The following is a 24,031-nucleotide window of genomic DNA, read 5'->3' on the forward strand; positions in this document are numbered from 1 at the left end:
GGCAAGGCCGACAGACACACCATCGCCAATGCATGCACCAGAGGCTACCTCTGCCGGGGATGGAAGCTCATGTACGAGGATGACTGGTCGCCGCTCGGAGACTACCGCTACAAGCCTACTCCGGGGCGGAACCTTGACGGGTCGCTGAAGCCGGGGCACACCATGTCCCCCATCTATGCCGCACGCCAGTCGGCTGAGACGAGGAAAATGAGGTCGGACAAGGCACGGGAGCTCTGCAGGCGGCTTAATGCCACCCCCGGCAGCAACTGGGGACGGTACCTGGACAAGCGCAAGCCCGTCGAGTGCCTCACCACGGGAGAGCGGTTCGCATCCATCGGGGAGGCGGCAGCGAGGTACAATCTCCCCCAGAATTATATCAGCAGCGCAATCTCGAGGAACGGCACGGTGCACGGGCTGAAATTTCAGAAAATATGAGCAATAGGAATTTTTTAGATACACCCTGCCCCCGCTGCGCATGGTACGGAGGGACGGAGGGCGACAACTTCTGGTGCAACAACCCGGGGTGCGTGAATTATAGGCAATTTATTGAAAGAAAGGAAACAAAATGAAGAACAGGAACTTTATCATCGTCGCCCTTCTGGGCATCCTGCTGCTGCTCGCGGTCATCGCCGTGCAGCTTGACGGCATCACGGACATACTCAACGAGTGCATGGTGTACGATTAACGGAAAGGAGGATTATATGAAAGACTTTGGAAAGTACATCATCGAGAAGTCAAGGGAATACTCCGGCGATGTGGCCATCCAGCTCGCCTACAGGCAGGGTGCCGAGGAGGCCATGAACTGGGTCAACGAAAGGATGGCGGACTTCATCCGGAAGAATACGGAGGGGGCAAGCTGATGGTCTAATTATTCGTCTTAAAGGATGTCGGTTGTTGTTTGCGAGAAAATGTTTCCCGTTCCAAATAAAATATACCATGGAGATATATTATAGTCTTTTATAAGACATGTAATATATTCTATTTTTAGCACTCTGCGTTCCGGCTCGTTACGCAGAGTGCAAAGGTTCCAATAATTTATATTATATTTTTTTGCAAAAGAATTCAGACTTTTTAGTTTGCGTTGACCTATTAGAACATCTAAGGCTATAAAAAATCTTTTTGTTATAGCTATCGCTTCAGGTGAGACATTAAACATTACTCCTGTTATTATGTTCGTCAAGTAATCGCATTAGCATTACTACAAGTTTATTTTTTATTTCCTGCATTACATCTATTTGGTCTTGCTGTCTATCTACCTGATGTTGCAGTTTAGATATTATAGCTCTTTGACTCTTTATGATGTCAATGGCTTTGATATGGCTTGACTTATAGAAGTTTTCCATATCTTCACTCATTGCGTAATTGTTTATAGTTGGACTGTTTCCAGATATTTGCGTGCTGTTTCCTTTTATGGAATTATCACTTTGTCCTCCTTTTGAGTTTAGTTCATTACTTGCCATAATCGTTATATTAAATTATTACTATATTCTTTTGTTACACATCCTATGACTAAGTCTACATGCCGTATAGATGATTTGGGTATTTTTATAGGAGAATGTATTAGTGTTCCATCTGGATAAGTTTCTGTATTTGAGCTATATGCTAAAATATAATTTTCCCCTCCATCTTGAAGTCTTTTCGTTATTCTAAACTCGGTCGTTTCAATACAGTAATTTCGACCCCATATTAGCAGATTGGTATCATATACACGTTTTAGTGCAAGAATAGATCCACTGGGATATTCCACCATGCTGTCCCCATAATGCCGTATGGCAGATGTAGCCTCTCGGAACCAATCTCCAGTATCAATGTATTCTGCAACGGAGTTACTATCAAGATTAGCTATCATAGAGTTTGTTCCTCCAATAGTAGAAACGTCATCATAGAACGGGATTTTGTTCCGTTTGTCTTCGTGAGAGATTTCGTTACTGTTAAGAATTACAGCGTTCCCATGTATTGCATTTGCAGAGTTTGCTCCAGATGAATTTATAGTGTTTTTATCAGATTTAAGCATATCCCCTCTTCCGCTAATAAGCCAGTCCATATTTAATTCGGGATAATGAGCTGATATTAGTTTTTTTGAACTGTTTCGCATATTAGAATTTGTACTTGAAACAAAACCGTTTGCTAATCCAGTTATTTGCTGAAATTGAGACTCGTTAATTCCAAGATAAGCTATAAAACACTTTAATCTTTCTTGCACCTCGTTCATACTCTTAATTATTCTTAACGGCAAGTAAATATTTAGATTAACCTTAGGTTATTCTAAATTTATTTATTACCTTTGCATTGTAATATTAAATATAACGATGCAAAGATAAAGAAAGTATTTGATTATAGCAAGAAAATGGAGAAAAACAGAAAAAAAATGACCCTGCGGGGCTATTATGAGGGTCTTCCTGACGCAAATTGTCCGAAGACGGATTTCATCAACGAGGTCGCCTCAAGGACAGGAGTTACCTCTACGACGGTTAGAAATTGGATTTTCTATGGCATGAAACCTGCTAATGAAAACCATATTAAAGTGTTGGTAGATGTTACAGGAATACCTGCGGATGAATTATGGATGGATTAGAGTTCTACATTTTTGAAGGTGAGCTTTGGTGCAAGTCTGATGACGGTAAAAACCAAGTCGTAGATGAAAGTCAAACAGAACTTATCAAGTCTGTATTGGAGGAGATAAGAGAGTGCTACCCTGATGCTTACAAAGCTCTAACGAAAGAGTATCAAAAGAGTTCTTTGAATGTTCCGTACTATCAGTACCTTATCGTTAGAAGATTTTGTAAATGCAACTTCGGCAAGTTAGATGGGACTAAGTCTGATATAGACAGAACGGGTAGATTTAACTTTGAAAAAGTTGAGTGTCCTTTAAGGGGGGAGTGTAGGTTTGAGGGAGTGGTTTGCTCGCCGAAATTCAACTCAAAACTATCTGAAGCAGAGTTAAGAGTTATGAAACTTATCTATCAAGGAGCAAGCAAGGAAGAGATTGCAGAACGACTGTACCTCTCTCCGAACACGATTAAGAACCATATCAAGTCTGCATACTTGAAGTTGGGGATACATGAAAAGTCTGATTTTATCAGATATGCGAATGAAAATAATTTGTTTAACAATTAAACACACTAAGAGCAATGAGTTTATTTAAGAAGCCTTCGGAGTTGGCTATTAACTCCACGATTAAAGTGTTAGTTTACGGTGCGCCTGGCATGGGTAAGTCAACTCTCGGCCTTTCAGCACCAAGTCCTGTGTTGTTGGATTTTGACGGTGGAGTTCAACGAGTGAACGGAGCGTTCCAAGTGCCAACCTTGCAGGTTGAGAAGTGGGATGATGTAATCTCCGCACTCAACGAAGATTTGTCGGAGTACAAGACAATCGTCATCGACACAGCAGGTAAGGCATTGGACTTCATGTCAGCCTACATCATCAAGAACGAGCCAAAGTTGGCCAAGCGTGATGGCAGCCTTTCACTTCAAGGGTTTGGAGCAAGAAAGACTATGTTTATCAATTTCTTGAAGCAGGTCAGCATGATGGGTAAGAACCTCGTCTTTATCGCTCACGAGCGAGAGGATAAGGATGGTGAGCAGAAGATTGTCCGTCCAGAAATGGGAGGTAGTTCTGTCGGCGACCTTATCAAAGAGCTGGATTTGGTGGGCTATATGCAAGCCTACGGAGAGAAACGCTATGTCTATTGGGGCGTGAACGAGAAAGCATACACCAAGAATACTTGCAATCTGCCTAACGCTATGGAAGTACCGACTATCATTAATGAGCAAGGTGCTGTTACAGGCGAGAATCGCTTCCTTTCTAATATTTTCGAGAGTTACCACACCTATTTGAAGAATGAGCGTGAAACTCGAAAAGAGTATGACGAACTGATTGAGTCTGCAAAGGAGGAAGTTGAAGCAATCGTAGATGCAAGCACTGCCAACGACTTCTGCAAGGCTTTCGCAGAGAGTAAGCAGATTTGGGACAGCAAACTGAAAATAGGTATGCTTGTTAAGGCTAAGTGCGACAAGTTGGGATTGAAGTTCGACAAAAAGACCAAGAAATATGCTTAAATACAGATTTTATCCGACCTTGCTCGATAAATTTTCTAATTTTTTAGATACGCAGGCGGAGGATTACTTCTACCAAGACGAGCAAGGTGAATGGCATAAAAACTATAACGAAGCAGACGAAACGCTCCACTTCTCGCAGGAAGAAGTGGATGCGCTTCTGAAGCAGGAGTTATTGGATGCCATAAACAAAGTGCCTCACGAACCGTCAGAAGCGGCAAGTAAAGGAACTGCACTGAATGAGGTAGTAGATTGTCTTATCCATCATCGTAATAGCGACAATGATAGCGTTAAAATTTGCAAGGCAGACCTCAACGGAGTTAAGGCTATCAAGGCTACCTGTGATGGTTTTGAGTTCTTGTTTGACATACCTTTCTGCAAGTCCATTGCTGAGTATTTCAAAGGCTCGTTAAGTCAAGTCTATACTGCTGCAACTCTTGAAACCAAGTACGGAGAAGTAGAGTTGTACGGATATATAGACGAGTTACGAGAAAACAAGGTGTTTGACTTGAAGACAACATCACGCTACGAGTTCGGGAAGTATGCCAAGTATTGGCAAAGACATGTCTATCCTTACACTCTCATAGAGAGCGGTGCTTGTACGGAGATTAACTCTTTTGAGTTCACTGCTTACGTTTTAAAAGGTGGTACAAGTCGGACACCTCTCATCACGGGAGTTCAGTACCCAGAGGTCTATCAGTACGACCATGAGCAAAGCAAGGTTCTGTTGAAAGACATCTGTGAGAGATTTTGCGAGTTCTTGGAAGATAACAGGAATTTGATAAGTAACAAGAAGATTTTTAATGAAGCGTAATTATGGCAAATCAGATTAGCGGAAAAGTATTGATTATAGAAAATGCTGTTACCCTCCCTACAAGGAGTGGAGGCACGTTCACCAAGCGTCAGATTGTCCTTGACGCAAGTCATTACGACCCAATGACAGGACAAAAGTTTGAGAATTATCCTGCCTTTGACTTCGTGGGCAACAGGGTGAATGAGTTGGATAGTTTCAAGGTCGGAGATTTAGTAACGATTTCCTTTGCGTTGAACGGAAGACCATTTGACAAAGACGGCAAGACTATCTACATCACCTCCGTTACGGGGTATAAGATAGAGCCTTATCAGCGCCAAAACAACGGCTATCAGCAGTCCAATGGTGTTCAATCAAACACTCCTACCCCATCAAGTCCACAGCAGCCTACAAGCGGACAAAACGAGCAGCCGTTTCCACCGCAAGTAGATGAGAGTGGTAATTTGAAAAACGAAGATGATTTACCGTTTTAGCGTATGGAAGAAGAAAGAATGACACAGAAAACGGTTGTACTCCAACATCTGAAAAGATTTGGCAGTATTGAGCCACTTACAGCCTTACGAGAGTATGGAATTTACCGTTTGGGGGCAAGAGTGGCAGACCTACGAAGTGAGGGTTACAACATCATCACAGAAACAAAGGCTTCTGTTAGTCGTATCACTGGCAGGCCGGTTCATTTTGCAAACTATAAGTTGGTAGGTAATGGCTCTGTATAATCTCTTGAATGACTATGACTTGCAGAAGTTCAAAGAGAAGTGCAATGAAATGGTGCGTAGGAAAGCCTATGTAGAGTTGAAGAATAAACTCACAACAAGGTCTTTGGCTCAAAATAGTTTCTTGCACGTTTTGTTGGGTTACTTCGGTTCAGAGTTTGGTATGACAATCGAGCAAGTGAAGTACGACTTCTTCAAGAAAAAATGCAATAAGGATATATTCGAGAGAACGAGAATAAACAAGCGAGGACAGCAAGTAACCTATATCAGAAGCACTACCGAGCTTGATAAAGGAGAAATGACAACTGCAATCGAAAGGTTCAGAAATTGGAGTGCATCAGAATGTGGCTTATACTTGCCCAGTCCTCACGAATCAGAAATGCTGTTTTACGCACAGCAACAGATTGAAAATAATAAAGAATTTTTATAACATTAAACAAAAATAAAACTATGCTCGCAGATTTAAAAGACTATCGCCCAGCAAAGATTAACTTCGTGCTTGACGATAAAGCAAAAGAAACATTCAGTGAAGTAATGGTACTCTTCAAAGGTGCCAAGTCATCAAAGGAAGCCTTAAAGGTTTTCAAGGAGAAATTCAACTGCCTATTCCCAGAGGGTGAGTTGGCAACTCGTAACTATGACAATCACGAAATCTCTATGATTAGAGAAGAGTATTGTCTGAAAGAAGAGAACGATGTTCCAAAGCGTAAGCAGGAACTTGCCGAAACGCTGGAAGCTATCAAGGCAATGAAGAAGTCGGCAGAGGAAGCCTACAACTCTATCTTACTTGAAATTGCTGATTTGGCAGCGAGAGTAAAGGAGGGTACGACAGACTTCAAGCTCTCATCGACAGAAACAGTGAGGATTGCCCTCAATGGCTATTTCTTGTTCTATTCGTGGGTAGATGGAGAAATGCAACTCGTGAAAGCTCAAAAGATTCCCGAATGGGATCGAAACACGTTGTGGTCACAGGAGGATGTGAACCGTGAGGCAATGAAAGAATTGTTTGGTATCGAGTTCCCCGAAGTAGAAAAGCCTACGATGAACGAAGACTTGCCCGAAAGTGCAGATGATGACGATTTGCCTTTTGGCGACGATGAAGATGAATAACTAACTACAATCGGTGCGGTGAAATTCCGCACCATTTTTACACACTAAGAGCAATGAAGTATGTTTTACGCGACTATCAGAAACAAGCATCAGATGCAGCGGTTAAAGCCTTTCAAAGTACGAAGAAAACAAACGGATTGATTATCGTAAGTACGGGTGGTGGCAAGTCGCTTATCATAGCAGATATAGCATCAAGGCTTGATTCCCCATTGTTGGTGTTTCAACCAAGTAAAGAAATTTTGCAACAAAATTTTGCAAAACTACAAAGTTACGGAATACTTGACTGTGGTTGTTATTCTGCATCTGTCGGCTGTAAGGATATAAATAGAATAACCTTTGCCACTATCGGAAGCGTGATGAATCACATGGAGGATTTCAAGCATTTCAAGTACGTGCTTATTGATGAAGTCCATGTTGTGAACAGTAAAGGTGGAATGTACGAAAAGTTTATCAATTCACAAGACAGACAGGTAGTAGGTTTGACTGCAACACCTTACCGTCTCAGTTCGTATATGGGAGGTTCTATGTTGAAGTTTCTCACACGGACAAGACCGAGAATTTTCAGTGAGGTTTTGTATGTTTGCCAGACATCTGATTTACTTGCCAAAGGGTATTTAGCGGACTTGAAGTATTACGACCTAACTGCAATCAATATGGATAATGTTAGAAGTAATTCGACAGGTGCAGATTATGACGAGAAGTCTTTGAAAATGGAGTACGAGCGTAGCGGTTTCTTTGACAAGCTCACTACCACCACCTTGCGAGTATTGAAGCCCAAAAGTGGAATACCACGCAAAGGCGTGTTGGTATTCACTCGGTTTGTTGAGGAAGCCGAAAGCCTTGTAGAAAAGTTGAAGATAAAGGGTATATCCGCAGCAATTGTAACAGGCGCTACGACAAAAGCAGAGCGAGAGAGCATATTGCAGGATTTTAAGAATGGAATCGTGAAAGTGGTAGCCAATGTGGGAACTCTTACCACTGGTTTTGACTATCCAGAACTTGATACGGTGATATTGGGCCGACCGACCAAAAGCCTTGCTCTGTACTATCAGATGTGTTTGGATATGAAAACTGAGATTCTTACCAAGCGTGGATTCTTGAAATATTCAGAGATAAGCAAAGATGATAAAGTAGCCGCATATCATGGTGGTAAAATAGTTTTTACTAGCATTGAGGATATTGTACATAGACAGACATACGAAGGTGAGCCTTTCGTTTCATTCTGTAATAGTCATCTTGATTTCAGAGTAACCGGAGAACATGATTTGTTGGTTAAATCAAGAGGATCAGTATGCGACTACAAGAAAGAGAAAGCGCAAGATGTTATGGAACGAAACGGAATGATAATAGTACCTGTTTCGGGAATCGAGTATACTGAAGGACTTCCTCTTACCGATGATGAGATTTGTTTTTTAGGTTGGGTTATCTCGGATGGTAATGTTAATAAGCATAACAATGCCATTCACATTGTTCAATCAGTTAAGAACGAAGACAACATCAAAGAAATAGAGATGGTATTGAAGAATATCGGTTTGCGATATTCAAAAATACTTGCTAAGCGAAAAGGGGAATTTGCCAAATACGCAGATACCTACCATTTCATTGTTTCTTATGGTATGCCTCGTAGAAAGTCAGATAGACTTATAGGACTTACGGGATGGAGTAAGTACGAGAAGTATATTATTGGATGCAAGCAATGGAATGATAATCTTGACAAAATGAATGAGGCTCAGTTTGAGGTATTCATCAACTCTATCTATAGAGCAGATGGAGACCACAGAATAGCTATCGATTATCAAGCAAAGTCATTTGCAATTTCTTGCGGAACGTTCAAGGATTATGCGGATCGACTTCAATCGTTAGCTCTTAGAAGAGGTTGGCGATGCAACCAAACTGAGTATATTGCTACTAATGGTGGTACTCAATATTTACTACACTTCAAGAAATTGACATATTGCACAATAGCGGGGAACTCTGTCAAAGATGGTGCAGTAGGTGGCAAGAAACCATACAAAAGAGCGAGAATCCAAGCTGAATTGTCTAAAGGTGAATATGTTTGGTGTGTCAAAGATAAGTTTGGAACAATAGTTACAAGAAGGAACGGGAAAGTTCTCATCATGGGTAATTGTGGTCGTGCTATCCGACCGTTCAAAGATAAAGACGGTTGGGTTATTGATTTGGCTGGCAACTATAAGCGTTTCGGCAAAGTGTCTGACTTGAAGATTGATGTCGAGAAACCTCACTCGCAATTGTGGTGCGTGAAAAGTAATGGAAAAATTTTAACTAATAGAATGTTTTAATGTTGCAAGAATTTAAGAACGACATATACCCACGCAAGTTGTGGGTTGCTACAAGTTGGGAGGATGTAGAGGATAAATTTGTGTGCCACAAAAACGATGATAAGCCCATAGAAAAGTACGAAGATGGCAACGCCTATACATATAGTTTCGTGATGCACAAGAAGAGTAAGAAATATGGCACGCTGATACTCTTCATTTTGGAGGATAAAATACTCGGTAGTGAAATAGTTGGGCGTATTGCCCACGAAAGCCTACACGCTGTAAATTCTGTATTTGACGAGTTAGGTATAGCATACGATTTGACTAACGATGAGCACGCTGCCTACATGGTTAGTTGGATTGCTAAATGTTGTTGGAAATGTTTGCAAAAAGAAATATACAAAGATGAAAAATAAATGTTATGTGTCCGGCCCTATCAGTGGCAAGGGCTTAAACGAAAGAAGAAAAGCGTTCAAGGCTGCACAAGTCATGCTTGAAGCAGCAGGTTACGAAGTAGTCAATCCTATGGAGAACGGTTTGCCGTCAGAAGCCTCAACCAATCAGCACATGAAACGAGATATTCAGTTGCTCACGGAGTGTGATGCCATTTTCATGATGGATAAGTGGAACCACTCGCAAGGCTGTTATACGGAGTTTATGGTTGCAACGGCAATCGGTTGCGAAATAATCTTTGAGAGCAACATGAGTGAAATAGAATTAGGCGAAAACAAGCGATTTAAGACGATATTCAGATGATGAACAAATACTACTTCAAAAAGAAGTCAAAAGACGCTCACAGCGAAGAAAAAACGCATAGAAAGAAAACCATACGGAGTAAACCTAATCTCATCAAGAAACTTGATAAGGTTTTCTCGGCATATATCCGTTTGCGCGATGTGATGCCAAGTGGTTTCTTTAAGTGCATTTCTTGTGGGCAGATAAAGCCGTTTGAGCAAGGAGATAACGGACATTACGTTAATCGCCAGCACATGAGTTTACGGTTTAGTGAAATGAATTGCAATATGCAATGCAGAAAGTGCAATCGTTTCGATGAAGGTAACATCATGGGCTATCGGCAAGGACTTGTGAAGAAGTACGGAGAGCAACGTGTAGTGTTGCTTGAATCGAAGAAACACCAGACTAAGCATTGGTCGGATTTTGAACTTGAAGCGATGATTAAGTACTATACCGCAGAGGTCAAAAGGCTTAGTTCGTTGAAGGGTATCAAGGTCAATATCTGAAAAAATGTTAGCAAAAAGAATTTTATTAGACTAATCTTAGGTTAATATAAATAAATTTACTAACTTTACAAGCGAATAACAGAATTAAACATTTTGGAGTAACGACCAAATGAAAAAAGAAAATATAAAATCAACCCCTTAACGAGTAGGTCTGTTCGTTACTTTAGGACTGAAAGTTAGGGGCGTTGTTATTTTAGGAGGTTTATAATGAAGGCTGGCGAATATGTGCAAGTCCCTTTGTGGGTAATTAGCCATTTGAAACTAACAGGGAACAAGGCTCTTGTTTACGGTTATATCCATGGATTTAGCCAACATGGAGACGGCTCTCTTCATCTTACGTTGGAAACCTTTGCTTCAAATTTGGGTATTTCAAAAATGCAACTTGTTCGTATTTTGAAAGAACTTGTAGAAGCAAAATTTGTCTTAAAGAGTGAGCTGTCTGGAGAACTTAATAAGAGTCATGTGAAGAGATTTGAGTATGTCGTTAATGAAGACTTCATACCAAGTTTAGCACCGACCAATGGTAACAATATGTTACCGACCAATGGTAACAATATGTTACCGACCAATGGTAACAATATGTTACCGACCAATGGTAACAATATGTTACCCATAAATACTAATATAAGAAATACTACAATAGAAAATAATTCTCCTAACGGAGGGTTAAGCGCAAACGCTTTTGACTGCAAAAATGACAAAGCCAAATCGAAAACAAAGAAAGAGCCAACAATCGTAACTAAGGCTCGAAATATATTTGAACCATACTTTGAGAAAAAGACAGGCGAGAAGTATTACTGGAAAGTAGCAGATGCTGTTCAAATGAAACGGTTGCTTAATCAGTTAAAGTTCTCACGTAAAAGCAAAGGCTTGCCTGTTTCTGACGATGATTTGCTTAGCGCATTACAAGTATTTCTTGATAAGATAAGCGACAACTGGATATTAGCAAACCTTTCTGTTCCGAATATTAGTTCCAAATATAACGAACTTATATCACAAGCAAGGAAACAGAAAGGTCAAATAGGAATTATTCTCCGTGATAACACAGATGAAAAATATCTCAATCAAAAGATAAAGCAATGGAAGTGATAAAAGAACAATCAGTTTTCTCAGACGTTGAGAAAAAAGAAATCTTCAATATCAACCTTGAAGATGCAAAGGGGTTGTTAATGCGAGGTCTAAAGTTCTTCGTGGGTGAAGATGCACGTTGGGCTCCAGAATATGATGAAATCGTTGAGTGGCTCACAGACAATAAACACAAGGGGCTTCTGTGCTACGGCAAGTGCGGTCGTGGTAAATCGCTTATCTGCGAGAAGATAATGCCAAATATCTTCAGATACTATCTCCGAAAGAACTTGATTAAGTTTGATGGGTATGAGATAAACGACAAGCGGCAACTTTTACGGGAGTGTGATTGTGCAATACTCATAGACGATTTTGGAGTTGAGGATGTAGGAAAGATTTATGGGGAAACTCATAATGTCTTCGAGGAAGTAATCAGTCTTGCTGAAAAAAGAAATCAGATGCTGCTCCTTACTACCAATCTCACGCTTGACGAAATATGCGAGAAATACGGAGAGCGGACACTTGACAGACTTCGGTATCTCACTCGCCCTGTTCTATTCACTGGAGAGAGTTTTAGAAAATGACACGCAGACAGGAAATAGAGAGCATCATCATCGGCACTCTGCTGAACACGTTTGATTCGGATTGGTTCGCTGATTGCAGTTACTGCATCACGGCTGATATGTTCACAGACGAAAGGAACGCAAGGATTTACTCTGCCATTATCGAATATCGCAAGACAGGGGACAAGGCTATTACTCCTTATCACCTCTGCGAGTTCGATAATGATTTGCTTCCTCTTGCAGGGTATATGGTAGAATTGGCCGGAGATTACTATTTCCTCGCAAAGAAAGTGGACTACAACGAGAGAGTTTGGCTTGCAAGTCTGATTGACGGGAAGCGGTACAGATACACAGATGTAAAGTTCACCGATTATGTGGCAAAATTCCTGGAAATTGTAATTGGAAAGTACAAAACGCAAAATAAAGCGATTTAAGCCACTTTCTAACGAATAATAGTATAGTTTACCAAAAGCAAGAAATAACGCCGCCACGAGGCTAAAAAGTGTCAAAAATCGAATTTAACGAGTAAAGATATAAAGAGCGATGAAAGAGAAAGAAAAAGTGAGGATTATCGGAGAGGGGCAGTTGCAACCGCATGATGACAATACGGAGGTTGCGGTGCTGGCTACTTTGATGCGGTACAATGAAAAATTCAGTGAGTATAGCGACATGCTTACTGCTGAAATGTTCTATCAAGAAAAAAATCAGTCCATGTACCAGTGCATATCCGGAGTGATTACGGAGAATAAGATTGCGGACATAAAGGCATTATGTAATTACGCTAAGACACATGAATTACCATATCCAGTTGACAAGATCTGTTTCTTGAATATAGTCAAGTTCTTTAGCATTGACACGCTGGAACAGGATATTCAGCGATTACGCAAGATGTGGAAGCAAAGGAAACTGTGGGTAGAACTTCATCTGGCTTCACAAAAGGTTCTCGACCCGATGGAAGATTTCGATGAGGTCGTAAATGATACGATGAACACCCTCGGAGAGATACAGAGCGATATGGCGGATAGTGGCATTTATTCATTTGACGATTCTGTGGATGAACTGAAAGAGATTGTTAATGACAATGCCAAGGGTAAGCGCAAGAGCCTTGAAACTGGCTTTAGATTGTTTGACGAGCACTTTCTGCTCAGACCGACAACGCTGACAATAGTTGCGGCTTTTACAGGCTGCGGTAAAAGTAGTTTGGCTATGAATATCGCTATGCACACGGCTGAAAAGGGTAATCCTGTTGCCTACTACTCTCTTGAAATGGGAAAGTCGGAACTTGCTGCACGAGCAATCAGCGGTAAGGCTGGTATTTCATCAAGCGTGATAGTGAACTGTAAACTTGAAGAGTTCCAATTACAGCAGTTTGACAGGGCTATCGGAGAAACGCAAGGTTTGCCCATATACATAGATGAACGAGCCACTGTGTCGTTTGATAACACGATAAAGTCTATCAGAACGCTTGTGAGAACAAAAGGCATAAAGTTGGCCGTGATAGACTACTTGCAGATTTATGCACAGGTTGGTAACAGCGTAGAAGCAAGTCTGGCGTATATGGCTCGCTCTGCAAAAAACATAGCAAAGGAATGCGGAATAGCCGTTATTCTGCTTTCTCAACTTGCAAGAGGTAAAGACCACCCCACTATTAACCAGTTGCGTGGGTCTGGACAAATAGAGGAGAGTGCAGATAATATCGTTTTGATTGACCGCCCAGAAGCCTATCCGAACAGCAGTATCAGATACGAGGGTGATTTCAGCGACCAAGATACACACGGAACGGCAAAACTGATACTTGCTAAAGGGCGTGGGGTTGGTACAGGTAATGCGCTTGTTGGATTTGATGGTAGATTTACGCAGTTCTATGAGTTGGATAATAAACCGCAGGTAGAGGATAATATGCCATTCTAATGAGTGAGGTTAAGTCGATTGGAGAGGTGATTTTAGAAATAGCCGCCAACAAGGAGTATGAGAATAGTGCTATTGCGCAATGGTATAATCGTAAAAGAAATGAAGATGATGAAAGAAATTGAATTTATCAGCCGTTTAGTTGAAGATAATCAGTATCTGACAACCGAGGAAGAAAAGGGATGGTATAGGTCTGCCTTGTATGCAGCATTGAATTGGGGACATAAGATTGACCGAGAGCAAGAGGCATATAGAATGGAGCAGAAGCGTAAAAGTATCATCCATAGAGCATGAAAAATGTATGATTTGTTGATTTTCAATGCGTTACATTTTGTAATATCGAATTTTTTTATTAATTTTACATCGTAATATAAAACATATAAGAGCAATGAAATCGTTAAGAAAGAAAGGAGATTTTGAAAATGTATAATGACTATGATTATCCATTAGGTGCAGATAATTCTTCAGCACCTTGGAACGAAGTAGATAACCCGGAAATCGAGCGTGATTGTGAGGTAACAGAAACAATCGCAAGGAAAGTTACTCTCTCTACTACTGACTATGTAGCAGAGGAAGATTGGGATGATGATTTTGGAAAGTGTGTTTCTGCTGATACTTCTGATACTGATTGGGCTAAAGAGTATTCTAATCAGGAATACACAGCATTGGAACTTATTGCGAAGTTGAAAACCTATGTAGAGGAGGATATTAAGAATACATCACTTAACACCAGCAAAGGTAGAGAGCTGCAAAGGTTGCTGTCTGCTTGCGATGGTTGGGAACAGGTTGAATTAGAAGTTGAGGAAGTTTAACCTATGAATATTTTTGAGAAAATCCTACTTAACTATGGCGGTTATATCCTTATCTGTGTGCGCAATGTGTTTCAAGTGAACGAAGCATATGAGCATTGCGCAGAGATTAACAAAGTGCTACAGAAACATGGAGTATCTACTACAATGTCGATGGAGGATTGGCAGACTGAAATGTGGCGTAAGGGTACAAGTGGAGTTCCTGCAATAAAGAACTCACCCTACTACTTCTTGGAAGCACTGCGAAGGTGTAAAGAAGATGGGCTGTTTGATGAAATAAAAAATGCTAACTATTAAAAGTTAAATAATCTTTAACTCATTGATTTTCAGTAAGTTATATTTGGTAATCTCGCAAAAAATGACTACCTTTACATTATAAAAATAAAACAATAACAATTAAAAGAAAAGAGCAATGAAAAGAGTCGGAATTTTTACTATTGGGAGTTTGTTATTATCTCCATTTGTAGTTTGTTTGATTAGTAATAGTTTGCCTTTGATAATCGGAGGTTGTGTCTATCTCGGTTTACTTCTTCGGTTTACCCCAAAGCGTTGGAAAAGGCGCTTTCTAATGGCAAGCGCAAGATATTCAAGGATTTTAGGTTAAATAAAGATTAAGAGCAATGAAACAGACAAAAGAAATGAAGTCACTTCAAAAGAAGTACAATAAGATGGCTTACCAGTACGACCCTTGGAAGCAGCAGATAGTCGTTGAGACCATCAACGGTGAATATGTAATCGAGTTGCTGACATCAGACAGAGAGTTCCATCTTATCAAGGTCGAGCAGCATGACTGCCAGGACATCATCGGACTGGACGCAATCAATGAGAAAGTTTCTTCAATGATTGCAAGTGGAGAGGTTAAGAACTTATATATTGATTCACTCTAAAACGGAAAAGTCATGGAGCACGATATGATATTGGTCAAGGAACTGTACGACTTCATCTGCAAGTCTGAGGGCATCAAGAAAGCAAGTCTGTATTTCAAGCGTGTAGGCAAAGGCGGTGCTTGCTGTTCCTACTCTGGAAAGAAAGTCTATTCCATCCAGATAGATTTGTCGAGAATCTGTATAGGTGCTGCCTATGCTCTCTGCCATGAGGTCGCCCACCAGATACTGATTACGAGTGATGGCAACGCTACTCACAACAAGGCTTTCAAAAAAGAAGAGCAAAGACTGGTGAAAGCGTATGCAAATTGTTCAATCGCACGAAAGTTAATCTTTTGAGAGCATGAGAATGACTGTTCAAATAGGCCATGTTTCTCTGGATGAGGAAAAGTTGAATGACTGTCTGGAATCCCAGAAACGATACATCGTGACGAAGTACAAGGTGTATGAGATTCGGAGCGTGAACTATAAGCCAGAGTATCTTCCATATTACGGAAGTCTCGTATATTCGAGCCAGACACCCATCATCAAAAGAGGGTATGAGGCTCACACAGCAAAAGAAGTGAATGAGTTAATCGGATATGAATTATTAGCACATTAAAAACAAAAGAGCAATGGAAACGACAAAAGAAACGGTTGTAAAGACCAAAACAAAGATGTGGAAAGGCAAAGCCTACACCATCGAAATGACAGAGACCCAGTTAGCAGATTTGCGCCACCAAGCCGATGTCTGCAAGTTGAATGGTTATGATTTTGGCTACTTTCTGAATGAGTGGCTGCCATCATGGATGAGAGATGATTGGCCGGAAGTTGCAGCAGAAGTGTTTGCTGAATCCAACCCAGAGTTGAAAGTGGGTCTGGGAGCCACCATGAACCTCTGGAGTGACCGCAGAGCCATGACCATTGTCGAGGTAGTGACACCCAGAAAGATAGTTGTGCAGGAAAACGAAACGAAGTGTATTGACTACTACGCAGGTAATTATGAAGTCCTCGATACTATTGCAGAGTATATGGGCAAGCATACGTTTACTTTACGTAAGAATGGCAGATGGGTTGAAGAGGGCCAACCAAAGAAGTTTGGCAGCGTTACTCTGACCGTAGGATTTCGCAGACATTATATTGACCCATCATTTTAGGAGTATGAAGACGTATATTGTTCATCCTGTCGTAGATAATCACATCTGGATTACTACCAAGTATAAGTCTGGCCGTAAGGAAGTAGAAAGAATCGCTTTCCAGATTGACTGTCCGGGCAAGTGGTTTGATGAAGAGTATAATTGTCATGTTGATGGTTGTGACTATCCGTTTGCGACTGTTGATGAGGCTCTGGAACATGGGGCAAAAGTGCTTCAATTCAATGGAGAGCCGTATAAGTTTGTTCACACCGATAAAGAGTATAATATCTATGAAGTTCAAGTGTAAGATTTTAGAGACCCACACCGCAGAAATAGTTGTGGAAGCGTCCAATAAGGATGAGGCGTTTGAAAAGGCGCAGTCACTCTGGGAGCAGTCAGAGGTAAAGTATGATGATAACAATGTTGAACATGAAATCTATGTTACAGGTCACATCATCAGAAACTAAAACAAAGAGAGCCGTGGAGTTGCTGAAAGATGGTCAGACTAAAAAGGCACTGGCTATCTTTCGCACCTTTCGCCTGGGTTTAACACAGGGTGAGCGCAGAACCATCCAGATTGCGAGTGAGGTAGTCAGCGGTCATGCACATTTCTATCAGAGCATCGGCATTGATACTGATTTGGAACTGGAGAAAGCATTGGTTATCTTGCGTTCAAAATACCTGTAAATCCAAGAGTTAAAAAGAGTTGGTCGGTTGAAAATAAAGGTTTTTGCGTTTTGATATTTCAGAAAAATACGCTATCTTTGTAGTACAATAATAAAGAATAAGAGCAATGAAATCAATCAAATGTAACAACTCCAACAGCAAAGCTGTGACTTTCTTCCCAAACGGTGGAAGAGCCGACCAGATAATGGTTTTCGCCACACAGGATGGCGAGTATTGGTTTTCAATCGGGAAGTTCTACAAGAGTGAGAAATCCGCAAAGAGAGCCGCAGTCAAGACGATGCTCAAATATGGGTACACCTTTGATGCACAGGAAATGGAAAGTTTAACAATCGTATAAAATCAAAGAGCAATGAAATTACTGACAAAAGAAATCGTGAATCGGCTGAAAAACTATCCTCTCTACTCACAGGATGGTAAGAAAAAAGAAGCCGTTGCAGTAGCAAAGTTCTTCTTGCCGTTAGGCACATGGATGTGGTTTGTCATGGAGGCCAATTTGGATGAAAACATCGCCTATGGAATCACTGTTAATGGAGATGGAGAGTGTGAGTATGGGTATTTCTCACTGATAGCACTTCAAGAATTAAGAGCAACACGCTTCCGGCTTCCTGTTGAGCGTGACATTGCTTTCAAACCTACAAAACTGGCAGACCTTGATAATGAGTTCGTCCAGAAGTTTCTAACCAGAATGTATGAGGAGGCATGAGCATGAAAGAGTGTTGTGAAAATTGCAAGTTCTGGAAGTGTATGGGCTACCACTACTATGAATGTACCAATGAAGAGAGTGAGCGCAACGGCCAGTCTATGAGCCGATGTGAAACATGTAACAAATTTGTGGAGGAATGAAGATGGGAAACAGTCAAGAATTGTCACCTATTATGAAGCAATGGCACGATATTAAGAGCAAGCATCCAGACGCAGTATTGCTTTTCCGTTGCGGTGACTTTTACGAATCCTACAATATGGATGCCAAAGAGTGTGCAAGTATTCTGGAAATTACGCTGACATGGCGTACTAATGTTTTTCCCCACAACCATGAAACCTACGATGGAGCAATGGCAGGGTTCCCACATCATGCGTTAGACACCTATCTGCCAAAGTTGATTCGTGCAGGTAAGAGAATCGCTATATGTGACCAACTGGAAGACCTCAGACTGACAAAGAAGTTAGTCAAGAGAGGTATAACCGAATTAGTAACACCAAATAAAAACAAAGAGCAATGAACACGTATTCAAAGTATTGTCCTAATGTCTTCGTGGCAAAATGCGAAGAGAGGCATGAGAAAGGCGAAACGATTTTAGTAACTACAAAGTACAGTAAGGAGAATGAGCACATCGTGCATAATCTGGTAATGGAGTGTGGCGGTTTCTTCTACTACTCCATCACCAGAGCTGATGGTTTCAACTGCCAGGAACGTGCGAAACGGAAAGCCGAAAAGTACGAGCAAGCAGCCATCAATGCAGATAGGCGCAGCAAAGAGTTTTTCCAGAAGTCAGAGAAACACGCTGATTTTCTCTCTCTGGGAGAGCCTATCAAAGTAGGGCATCATTCAGAGCGCAGACATCGAAAGATGATTGAAGACGCATGGAACAACACAGGAAAGATGGTCGCTGAAATGGATAAGGCAGAAGCCTACCGTGACAAGGCAGAGGCGTGGGAGCGACATTCCGAGGACATCAACCTGTCAATGCCAGAGAGCATCGAGTATTACCGTGCCCGACTGGAAAAGGCTACAGCCTACCATCAAGCAATGAAAGAGGGAAAGATTGAACGCAGTCATTCCTACTCTCTGACTTATGCAAAGAAAGCGGTCAATGAAGCCCAGAAAAATTACGATATTGCAGTCAAGTTGTGGGGCTAAAGATTTAGGATGAATCCGTTGGCGGTACACACCTGTTTCAAGGTACAGGGCATCCACAAGCGCAAAGAGAGAGTTATCCGCATTTCCACCTACCCTTGAAGTTGCACTCTCGAAACGTAAGATACAGACAAAAACAGGAACTTGAAGCGAGCAGGGAGATTAGAACTGCCAGAATGTTCTACCAATGACCGATGAGGTGATTCGGCACTGGAGCACACCAGTAATCAAAGCCGTTAGCCACTATGACGTTACAGGGGAGTGCAAGCAACCGCAGAGAGTGTAACATTGGGTGATAAAGGAAAGCACATCTTATAAAGGGAGGGCGAACACCCTAAGCGCATGAACATCAATAAAAGAGCAATGAAAGAGTTTGAAGCAATCATTACCGAGACCTTACAGAAAAAGGTTAAGGTCAAAGCGTCTAATGAAACAGACGCTAAAATAAAAGCGTTTAATATGTACGATAACGAGGAAATCGTTTTGGGTTCAAATGATTTTTGGGACTATTCAATCGAAGTTGTATGAAAGTAACCGTAGAACGAACAAGCAATTGGGGTTGTGAAGAAAAACCAATTGACGAAGCTGTACTTGTAAATAGAACATTGCATTATCAGGACAGAATAAATGTGTCTTCTATGGAAGAGGCTAAGACGAAGTTTTGGTATGATGAGTTTATATCTTCAGGCACAAATCATCGGGAAGAAAGAGGATGTATAGTTAGAGATTGCGAAAGAGAAGAAGATGTATGGGAAATCGAAATAGAAAGTCTTGATGATATTCTCCGCTTGTTTGACAAATATGGTGATATTATTATTAAGAGCAGCATCTATTCAGAATACGATTTTAGCATTGAAATATACGACACATATAGAGAGTAATAGTATGAAAGCAACAGATAATTTCAAGCGCACTATCCAAGACTATTTAGAAGTGCGTGCCAAAACAGATGAGTTATTTGCAAAGTCCTATGCCAAGCCCAACAAGAGCATAGACGAGTGTGTTACCTACATTCTGAATGAAGTCCAAAGGAGTGGTTGTAACGGCTTTGAGGATGATGAAATTTTCGGCATGGCAGTTCACTACTATGACGAGGACAATTTAGATGCTGGCACGAAGATTAACTGCAAAGTGGTTGTAAATCATACGGTAGAACTCACCGAGGAAGAAAAGAAAGAGCTAAAAGATAAGGCTCGTAATGATTTTTACAAAGAACAACTTTCCAAGCAACGTGAGAGTTTGAAGCCTAAGAAAAAGGTTGAAGCAAAAGTAGCAGAGCCATCACTTTTTGACCTATGAAGCCAAGAAATAAGATACAAAGGGAAGTAGTCGCTTTAAGTAGCGTACTTCCTCCTATCACAAGCAAGCAAAAGGAATGGGGTATTACTCATTCCTACACAGCAAAGGAGCGTACCTATGCAAAGATTATGTACCGATACTTTGTCCTATCTTCTCGTGTCAAGGGTTGGCAAGTATGCCGTTTCTTCCAGATACGTAAGCAAAGACAGGTCTATGAGGTGATAGAGCCAATGCGCTTGTGGTTCAATGCTGAGGGACACATGGAAGTTGAAGCGATGAATAGATTTTGCATGAGTGGCAGAATAGATAGTTGGATTGTTGATAGCGACCTGTCATTAAAGCAAGTCCATACTTCGTATAGGGACTATACTCTGATGTTGCCTATATCTGCATCAAAGGTTACATCTACTCTCCTCATCTTGAAGCGCAATGGCTTAAAAAGAAGTTTCCATAATATACAGCCACGTGATGTGATAGAGGGATTATTAAAGAACAATATGTTTGAAACGCTTTGGAAATGTAAGCAATATTCCCTACTCCACGCTTTGGCCTATGATTGGAACGTCGGCTACAACGATACCGAGAAGATGGCTGCAGTTAAAGTTGCACTTCGTCACGGTTACAAGATTACTGACGGTAGAATGTGGCTTGATATGATAGCCTTACTTAAACGAGCGCATAAAGATATACGAAATCCAAAGTTTGTTTGTCCTATTGACTTGCAAAAGACCCACGATGAAGCATTGGAACTATACCACAAGCATGAGGAAAAGCAGAGAAAGATAGCTGAGCGAAAGAAGTTGCTCGAAGATAAAAAAGTAGCCAAGAAGTATGAGGTTGCTCGCAAGTGCTTTATGGGCATGGTGCTATCAGACGGTAAAGTTATTATCAAAGTCTTACCAACGGTCAAAGCTGTTATGCAAGAGGGTGAAGCGATGCACCACTGCGTGTTTGCTGCCGAATATTACAAGCGATTGGATAGCCTACTTTTAACTGCAAAGGTTAATGGTGAGCGTGCTGAAACCATCGAGGTGGATTTGAAACGCTACCAACTGGTACAATCTCGTGGGGTATGTAATCAAAACTCCAAGTATCACGATGAGATAGTGAACTTGGTAAATGAGAATATGAGTGTAATTAGAAAATTTAACAAAGTAGTATAATCAATGACACCAACGGAATTTGCTTACCCTTTTCATAATCGCCCTGAAACAGGAGGTTTGGAGTTTATTTCAGTTAGAAAAGGAAAGAATAGGAGTGGCTCAACGCCATACGCAAACAAGAGAAACAGAAAACTTAAGAACAAATCTAAAAGAAAATAACTATGAGTGATTTATTTAATGTGCCACCACAAGTAAAGCCTAATTCAACAAAGTTTTGCAGAACTTGCTTATATCGTCAAAGGTGGGAGTGTGGTAATAGTGTAATACAATATTGTAGTAAGAGGAAAAGTAACAGGACTTTCAACGGGTTATTGAAAATTAAGGTTACCAATCCTGCTTGTTCTTTCTACGAGGATGATGTTGTTTGGGTGAATAATGAAATTAAAAGGAAGTAAGTATGACAATATTTGAATTGCAAAAACACCTTCAAGAAGCATACGAAAAGTATGGGGATATAGAAGTTCTTATGGAAGATACGGATTGGACTGGTGTTGAAAAATATCATATTGAAATTTTCAAGGTTAAAGTTTCAAATGGTATAGTTATGTTATCCAACAATTAACTATGCGTTGCCACTACGAGAATATCAAAGGTGTTGGCAAGGTGCTTATTCCCGGTTGCGATGCAGTCGCTATCAGTGGCGACATTCAGGACTGTATTTGTCACCGTGAGACACAAACCTTTGCTGCTTTTGAACGGCAAGAATATAATAAGGAAGTTCAGCGTCTGAAAGCAAAGATAAAGGAGTTTGAAGATGAGAATGAGTTTTACAGAAAGGTCTTAGAAAATAACGAAATAGAATTAAATTATGAGTAAGTTAATACCTCGCAAGATAAAAAAGGCTTGCAAAAACATAACTCTTGTTTACAACAATGATGAAGCATGTTCATTCAAAGGTTGTGTTCCAAGATACAGACGCAATACAAAATGGATAAGGAAAGTTGTTTGTCTTGTTGTAAAAGAACAGCGGGAATTGCGTGAAAGTCTTGAAAAAGATGCATTTGAATTATTTGAAGAAAAAATAAAAGATTATGACAATAGACATAAGAAATGACATACCTCACGAGATAGCCATAACTTGTTTGTTAGAGGTTATCAAAATGGGCAGAATATCAAATAACAACACCCTGTACTGTTATGATACCAGGTTCCATACATCTTGCGGTACAGTGGTCGTTGCAACAAGAGAATATCGCAAGAGTGATTGTTTTGTAATTTATAAAGAAGAAAAATATAATGAACAGAGTAAACAAACCAACAGAGACCTTCAATGTGAAAAGACGGTGTGAGGAAATCCACGCCCAGTACGGTACAAGTGAAATGGCAAACTATCGCTTACAGCAGATGTGTGATAAAATAGCACAAGATGCCTTCGTTGAAGGCATGCAGAGTATGATAGATAATATCCCAGATTTGGAGTGGGAAGAGTGTGTAGGTGGTTACATCGCCGAAACAGACATTTTCAATTATTATATAGACGTAAATGAAAATGTTAAAGAGAAATATACACTCGAATTCCCAACAGGAAACCCTATATATTTCTTAAATATAGATGAAGCTAAACAAGCGGCTAACAAATACTATAAGGGAAAACTTAAAAAAGCACTGGGATTATGAATAAAGACAAAGAACTTGAATTGAAAGTACAGATGTTCTGTGCTGCGATTGGAGAAATGTACAAAGATAATCTGTTTCGGATGAAAAGAACAGCAGAAGACGTAAACGACGCCTTTAAGGTTTTGAAAGACACAGATGAATAAAGTTAAATTATAGTTAATAACAAAACTTTTTAAGCAAAATATATTTGATTATCAAATAAAATTAGTAACTTTACAAATAATTACAAGAATATGAAAATTTACACATCATACTTCGGTAATAGCAAGAAATTGCAACAGGCGGGTATCAAGGTAATCGGAATAGCCTTATATCCCCCAAGATGGTTTTATGGCATTTCGCTAAAGCAGGTGTCTCCGACAAAGAGTATTCTCTTTGCGAAAGACCAAACACAGGAGGAATATACAAGACGCTACAAGTCGGAAGTCCTCGATAAACAAGATATGCGCCAGTTCTTGAAAGTGGTTGAACAGGCAAGTGGAGGCCAAGATGTTGCTCTCTGCTGCTATGAAAAGCCCGGTGATTTCTGCCACCGTCATATATTGGCAGAGTGGATAAAAGAAAAGACAGGCATTGAAATAACAGAATACGGCTATGTAGAAAAGAAAGAGCCGGAGTATGTTCAAGGAACTCTTTTTTAGCTCATAAATAACCTCGGCAAAGCGGATAGACGCTTGACAATCGGACAGACGATATTTGCGCAAGTAGCTCAATGGTTAGAGCGTTATCTTCCCAAGATAAAGACGGTGGTTCGATTCCATCCTTGCGCTCAAAATAATGCGGAGATAGCTCAGGTAGTCAGAGCGCAGACTTTCCAAGTTTGAGGTCGTAGGTGCAAGTCCTTCTCTCCGCTCAAA

43 protein-coding genes, 2 tRNA genes and 2 pseudogenes are annotated in these 24,031 nt (G+C 40.6%); 45 read left to right on the top strand and 2 right to left on the bottom strand.

The genetic code is table 11. The features are described 5' to 3' along the window. Positions 1–435: hypothetical protein (locus BM114_RS14420; RefSeq protein ID WP_177207098.1), on the top strand; the 435-nt coding region annotated here is incomplete at its 5' end. 266 nt (positions 436–701) lie between these two features. After that, on the top strand, positions 702–860 hold the full coding sequence (locus tag BM114_RS14425; protein WP_177207099.1) for a hypothetical protein: 159 nt from the start codon (positions 702–704) through the stop codon (positions 858–860). Between the two features lie 288 nt (positions 861–1,148). Here BM114_RS14425 and BM114_RS11030 read toward each other — a convergent pair whose 3' ends face one another. Further along, positions 1,149–1,460, bottom strand: coding sequence for a hypothetical protein (locus BM114_RS11030; protein WP_092113422.1), 312 nt, complete (start codon positions 1,458–1,460; stop codon positions 1,149–1,151). Between the two features lie 5 nt (positions 1,461–1,465). After that, entirely contained in the window at positions 1,466–2,212 is a 747-nt protein-coding gene (locus BM114_RS11035; RefSeq protein ID WP_092113424.1) for a hypothetical protein, read from the bottom strand. A gap of 135 nt (positions 2,213–2,347) precedes the next feature. On the opposite strand from BM114_RS11035, the gene BM114_RS11040 reads away from it, so the two are divergent. From BM114_RS11040 to BM114_RS11225, 43 genes and pseudogenes are all read left to right on the top strand, one after another. After that, the gene (locus BM114_RS11040) at positions 2,348–2,575 is read left to right on the top strand and encodes an RNA polymerase sigma factor sigma-70 region 4 domain-containing protein (protein ID WP_143089316.1); all 228 of its coding nucleotides are present in this window, start codon (positions 2,348–2,350) and stop codon (positions 2,573–2,575) included. Next, complete coding sequence (locus BM114_RS11045; protein WP_092113427.1) at positions 2,563–3,117, top strand: response regulator transcription factor; 555 nt, start codon at positions 2,563–2,565, stop codon at positions 3,115–3,117. The genes BM114_RS11040 and BM114_RS11045 overlap by 13 nt, the downstream gene beginning before the upstream one ends. Before the next feature lie 14 nt (positions 3,118–3,131). Beyond that, entirely contained in the window at positions 3,132–4,058 is a 927-nt protein-coding gene (locus BM114_RS11050) for an ATP-binding protein (RefSeq protein ID WP_092113429.1), read from the top strand. After that, positions 4,051–4,869, top strand: coding sequence for a hypothetical protein (locus tag BM114_RS11055; protein WP_092113430.1), 819 nt, complete (start codon positions 4,051–4,053; stop codon positions 4,867–4,869). Before BM114_RS11050 ends, BM114_RS11055 begins: the two co-directional genes overlap by 8 nt. A gap of 2 nt (positions 4,870–4,871) precedes the next feature. Beyond that, positions 4,872–5,339: a DUF3127 domain-containing protein gene (locus tag BM114_RS11060; protein ID WP_092113432.1), complete on the top strand. Its 468-nt coding sequence runs from the start codon at positions 4,872–4,874 to the stop codon at positions 5,337–5,339. Between the two features lie 3 nt (positions 5,340–5,342). After that, a complete protein-coding gene (locus BM114_RS11065) occupies positions 5,343–5,582 on the top strand; it encodes a helix-turn-helix domain-containing protein (RefSeq protein ID WP_092113434.1) in 240 nt (79 codons plus the stop codon). Then, positions 5,569–6,009 carry a NinB/YbcN family protein gene (locus BM114_RS11070; protein WP_092113436.1) on the top strand — a complete coding sequence of 147 codons (441 nt, stop codon included), beginning with the start codon at positions 5,569–5,571 and terminating at the stop codon, positions 6,007–6,009. Before BM114_RS11065 ends, BM114_RS11070 begins: the two co-directional genes overlap by 14 nt. Before the next feature lie 20 nt (positions 6,010–6,029). Beyond that, entirely contained in the window at positions 6,030–6,689 is a 660-nt protein-coding gene (locus BM114_RS11075) for a hypothetical protein (RefSeq protein ID WP_092113438.1), read from the top strand. Between the two features lie 53 nt (positions 6,690–6,742). Further along, positions 6,743–7,744, top strand: a pseudogene (locus tag BM114_RS11080) (DEAD/DEAH box helicase); the annotation flags it as partial. Positions 7,745–8,988: 1,244 nt separating this feature from the next. Then, complete coding sequence (locus BM114_RS14160) at positions 8,989–9,384, top strand: hypothetical protein (RefSeq protein ID WP_143089317.1); 396 nt, start codon at positions 8,989–8,991, stop codon at positions 9,382–9,384. Then, positions 9,374–9,724, top strand: a complete 351-nt coding sequence (locus tag BM114_RS11090) for a DUF4406 domain-containing protein (protein WP_177207100.1) — start codon at positions 9,374–9,376, stop codon at positions 9,722–9,724. Before BM114_RS14160 ends, BM114_RS11090 begins: the two co-directional genes overlap by 11 nt. Further along, positions 9,721–10,209 carry a recombination protein NinG gene (locus BM114_RS11095; RefSeq protein WP_092113444.1) on the top strand — a complete coding sequence of 163 codons (489 nt, stop codon included), beginning with the start codon at positions 9,721–9,723 and terminating at the stop codon, positions 10,207–10,209. Before BM114_RS11090 ends, BM114_RS11095 begins: the two co-directional genes overlap by 4 nt. 207 nt (positions 10,210–10,416) lie before the next feature. Next, entirely contained in the window at positions 10,417–11,298 is an 882-nt protein-coding gene (locus BM114_RS11100; protein WP_092113446.1) for a helix-turn-helix domain-containing protein, read from the top strand. Continuing rightward, on the top strand, positions 11,289–11,858 hold the full coding sequence (locus BM114_RS11105) for a hypothetical protein (RefSeq protein WP_092113447.1): 570 nt from the start codon (positions 11,289–11,291) through the stop codon (positions 11,856–11,858). Before BM114_RS11100 ends, BM114_RS11105 begins: the two co-directional genes overlap by 10 nt. Beyond that, complete coding sequence (locus tag BM114_RS11110; protein ID WP_092113448.1) at positions 11,855–12,271, top strand: DnaB-like helicase N-terminal domain-containing protein; 417 nt, start codon at positions 11,855–11,857, stop codon at positions 12,269–12,271. The genes BM114_RS11105 and BM114_RS11110 overlap by 4 nt, the downstream gene beginning before the upstream one ends. A gap of 109 nt (positions 12,272–12,380) precedes the next feature. Then, entirely contained in the window at positions 12,381–13,748 is a 1,368-nt protein-coding gene (locus BM114_RS11115) for a replicative DNA helicase (RefSeq protein ID WP_092113450.1), read from the top strand. Next, positions 13,748–13,870: a hypothetical protein gene (locus tag BM114_RS14660; protein WP_255406497.1), complete on the top strand. Its 123-nt coding sequence runs from the start codon at positions 13,748–13,750 to the stop codon at positions 13,868–13,870. The genes BM114_RS11115 and BM114_RS14660 overlap by 1 nt, the downstream gene beginning before the upstream one ends. Further along, entirely contained in the window at positions 13,854–14,039 is a 186-nt protein-coding gene (locus BM114_RS11120; RefSeq protein ID WP_177207101.1) for a hypothetical protein, read from the top strand. Before BM114_RS14660 ends, BM114_RS11120 begins: the two co-directional genes overlap by 17 nt. A gap of 128 nt (positions 14,040–14,167) precedes the next feature. Then, positions 14,168–14,557 (top strand): hypothetical protein, encoded by a 390-nt coding sequence (locus tag BM114_RS11125; RefSeq protein WP_092113453.1) that lies wholly within the window; start codon positions 14,168–14,170, stop codon positions 14,555–14,557. Positions 14,558–14,560: 3 nt separating this feature from the next. After that, positions 14,561–14,851: a hypothetical protein gene (locus tag BM114_RS11130; protein ID WP_092113455.1), complete on the top strand. Its 291-nt coding sequence runs from the start codon at positions 14,561–14,563 to the stop codon at positions 14,849–14,851. Between the two features lie 323 nt (positions 14,852–15,174). Continuing rightward, positions 15,175–15,441 carry a hypothetical protein gene (locus BM114_RS11135; RefSeq protein ID WP_092113457.1) on the top strand — a complete coding sequence of 89 codons (267 nt, stop codon included), beginning with the start codon at positions 15,175–15,177 and terminating at the stop codon, positions 15,439–15,441. Between the two features lie 12 nt (positions 15,442–15,453). Next, positions 15,454–15,777, top strand: coding sequence for a hypothetical protein (locus BM114_RS14165; RefSeq protein WP_143089319.1), 324 nt, complete (start codon positions 15,454–15,456; stop codon positions 15,775–15,777). A gap of 4 nt (positions 15,778–15,781) precedes the next feature. Continuing rightward, on the top strand, positions 15,782–16,039 hold the full coding sequence (locus BM114_RS11145; RefSeq protein ID WP_092113460.1) for a hypothetical protein: 258 nt from the start codon (positions 15,782–15,784) through the stop codon (positions 16,037–16,039). Positions 16,040–16,052: 13 nt separating this feature from the next. After that, entirely contained in the window at positions 16,053–16,574 is a 522-nt protein-coding gene (locus BM114_RS11150) for a hypothetical protein (protein WP_218151488.1), read from the top strand. A gap of 4 nt (positions 16,575–16,578) precedes the next feature. After that, entirely contained in the window at positions 16,579–16,860 is a 282-nt protein-coding gene (locus BM114_RS11155) for a hypothetical protein (RefSeq protein ID WP_092113462.1), read from the top strand. Then, entirely contained in the window at positions 16,844–17,020 is a 177-nt protein-coding gene (locus BM114_RS14430) for a hypothetical protein (protein WP_177207102.1), read from the top strand. Before BM114_RS11155 ends, BM114_RS14430 begins: the two co-directional genes overlap by 17 nt. Continuing rightward, positions 16,992–17,240: a hypothetical protein gene (locus tag BM114_RS11160; RefSeq protein WP_092113524.1), complete on the top strand. Its 249-nt coding sequence runs from the start codon at positions 16,992–16,994 to the stop codon at positions 17,238–17,240. Before BM114_RS14430 ends, BM114_RS11160 begins: the two co-directional genes overlap by 29 nt. Before the next feature lie 106 nt (positions 17,241–17,346). Continuing rightward, positions 17,347–17,577 carry a hypothetical protein gene (locus BM114_RS11165; protein WP_092113463.1) on the top strand — a complete coding sequence of 77 codons (231 nt, stop codon included), beginning with the start codon at positions 17,347–17,349 and terminating at the stop codon, positions 17,575–17,577. A gap of 12 nt (positions 17,578–17,589) precedes the next feature. Then, the gene (locus tag BM114_RS11170; protein WP_092113465.1) at positions 17,590–17,943 is read left to right on the top strand and encodes a DUF2958 domain-containing protein; all 354 of its coding nucleotides are present in this window, start codon (positions 17,590–17,592) and stop codon (positions 17,941–17,943) included. A 142-nt stretch (positions 17,944–18,085) separates the two neighbouring features. Beyond that, positions 18,086–18,439, top strand: a pseudogene (locus tag BM114_RS11175) (DNA mismatch repair protein MutS); the annotation flags it as partial. Positions 18,440–18,456: 17 nt separating this feature from the next. After that, complete coding sequence (locus tag BM114_RS11180; protein ID WP_092113466.1) at positions 18,457–19,098, top strand: DUF3560 domain-containing protein; 642 nt, start codon at positions 18,457–18,459, stop codon at positions 19,096–19,098. Positions 19,099–19,458: 360 nt separating this feature from the next. Further along, complete coding sequence (locus BM114_RS11185) at positions 19,459–19,623, top strand: DpnD/PcfM family protein (protein ID WP_177207103.1); 165 nt, start codon at positions 19,459–19,461, stop codon at positions 19,621–19,623. Beyond that, a complete protein-coding gene (locus BM114_RS11190) occupies positions 19,620–19,976 on the top strand; it encodes a hypothetical protein (RefSeq protein WP_092113471.1) in 357 nt (118 codons plus the stop codon). The genes BM114_RS11185 and BM114_RS11190 overlap by 4 nt, the downstream gene beginning before the upstream one ends. A 4-nt stretch (positions 19,977–19,980) precedes the next feature. Continuing rightward, positions 19,981–20,394: a PcfK-like family protein gene (locus BM114_RS11195; protein ID WP_092113473.1), complete on the top strand. Its 414-nt coding sequence runs from the start codon at positions 19,981–19,983 to the stop codon at positions 20,392–20,394. Next, the gene (locus BM114_RS11200) at positions 20,391–21,557 is read left to right on the top strand and encodes a PcfJ domain-containing protein (RefSeq protein WP_092113474.1); all 1,167 of its coding nucleotides are present in this window, start codon (positions 20,391–20,393) and stop codon (positions 21,555–21,557) included. The genes BM114_RS11195 and BM114_RS11200 overlap by 4 nt, the downstream gene beginning before the upstream one ends. A 397-nt stretch (positions 21,558–21,954) precedes the next feature. Then, positions 21,955–22,119, top strand: coding sequence for a hypothetical protein (locus BM114_RS14435; protein ID WP_177207104.1), 165 nt, complete (start codon positions 21,955–21,957; stop codon positions 22,117–22,119). Positions 22,120–22,121: 2 nt separating this feature from the next. Then, positions 22,122–22,373 carry a hypothetical protein gene (locus BM114_RS11205; RefSeq protein WP_092113475.1) on the top strand — a complete coding sequence of 84 codons (252 nt, stop codon included), beginning with the start codon at positions 22,122–22,124 and terminating at the stop codon, positions 22,371–22,373. Then, positions 22,366–22,611, top strand: a complete 246-nt coding sequence (locus BM114_RS14170) for a hypothetical protein (protein ID WP_143089320.1) — start codon at positions 22,366–22,368, stop codon at positions 22,609–22,611. Before BM114_RS11205 ends, BM114_RS14170 begins: the two co-directional genes overlap by 8 nt. A 182-nt stretch (positions 22,612–22,793) precedes the next feature. Beyond that, positions 22,794–23,174, top strand: coding sequence for a hypothetical protein (locus BM114_RS11210; protein WP_092113477.1), 381 nt, complete (start codon positions 22,794–22,796; stop codon positions 23,172–23,174). Then, the gene (locus BM114_RS14440) at positions 23,171–23,317 is read left to right on the top strand and encodes a hypothetical protein (protein WP_177207105.1); all 147 of its coding nucleotides are present in this window, start codon (positions 23,171–23,173) and stop codon (positions 23,315–23,317) included. The genes BM114_RS11210 and BM114_RS14440 overlap by 4 nt, the downstream gene beginning before the upstream one ends. A gap of 90 nt (positions 23,318–23,407) precedes the next feature. Further along, complete coding sequence (locus BM114_RS11215) at positions 23,408–23,815, top strand: DUF488 domain-containing protein (protein WP_092113478.1); 408 nt, start codon at positions 23,408–23,410, stop codon at positions 23,813–23,815. 57 nt (positions 23,816–23,872) lie between these two features. Beyond that, positions 23,873–23,944 (top strand) — tRNA-Gly (locus BM114_RS11220). A gap of 9 nt (positions 23,945–23,953) precedes the next feature. Continuing rightward, positions 23,954–24,027 (top strand) — tRNA-Gly (locus BM114_RS11225). Positions 24,028–24,031 lie beyond the last annotated feature (4 nt).

Origin of the sequence: Prevotella sp. KH2C16 (assembly GCF_900113305.1) — a bacterium.
Classification (GTDB): domain Bacteria; phylum Bacteroidota; class Bacteroidia; order Bacteroidales; family Bacteroidaceae; genus Prevotella.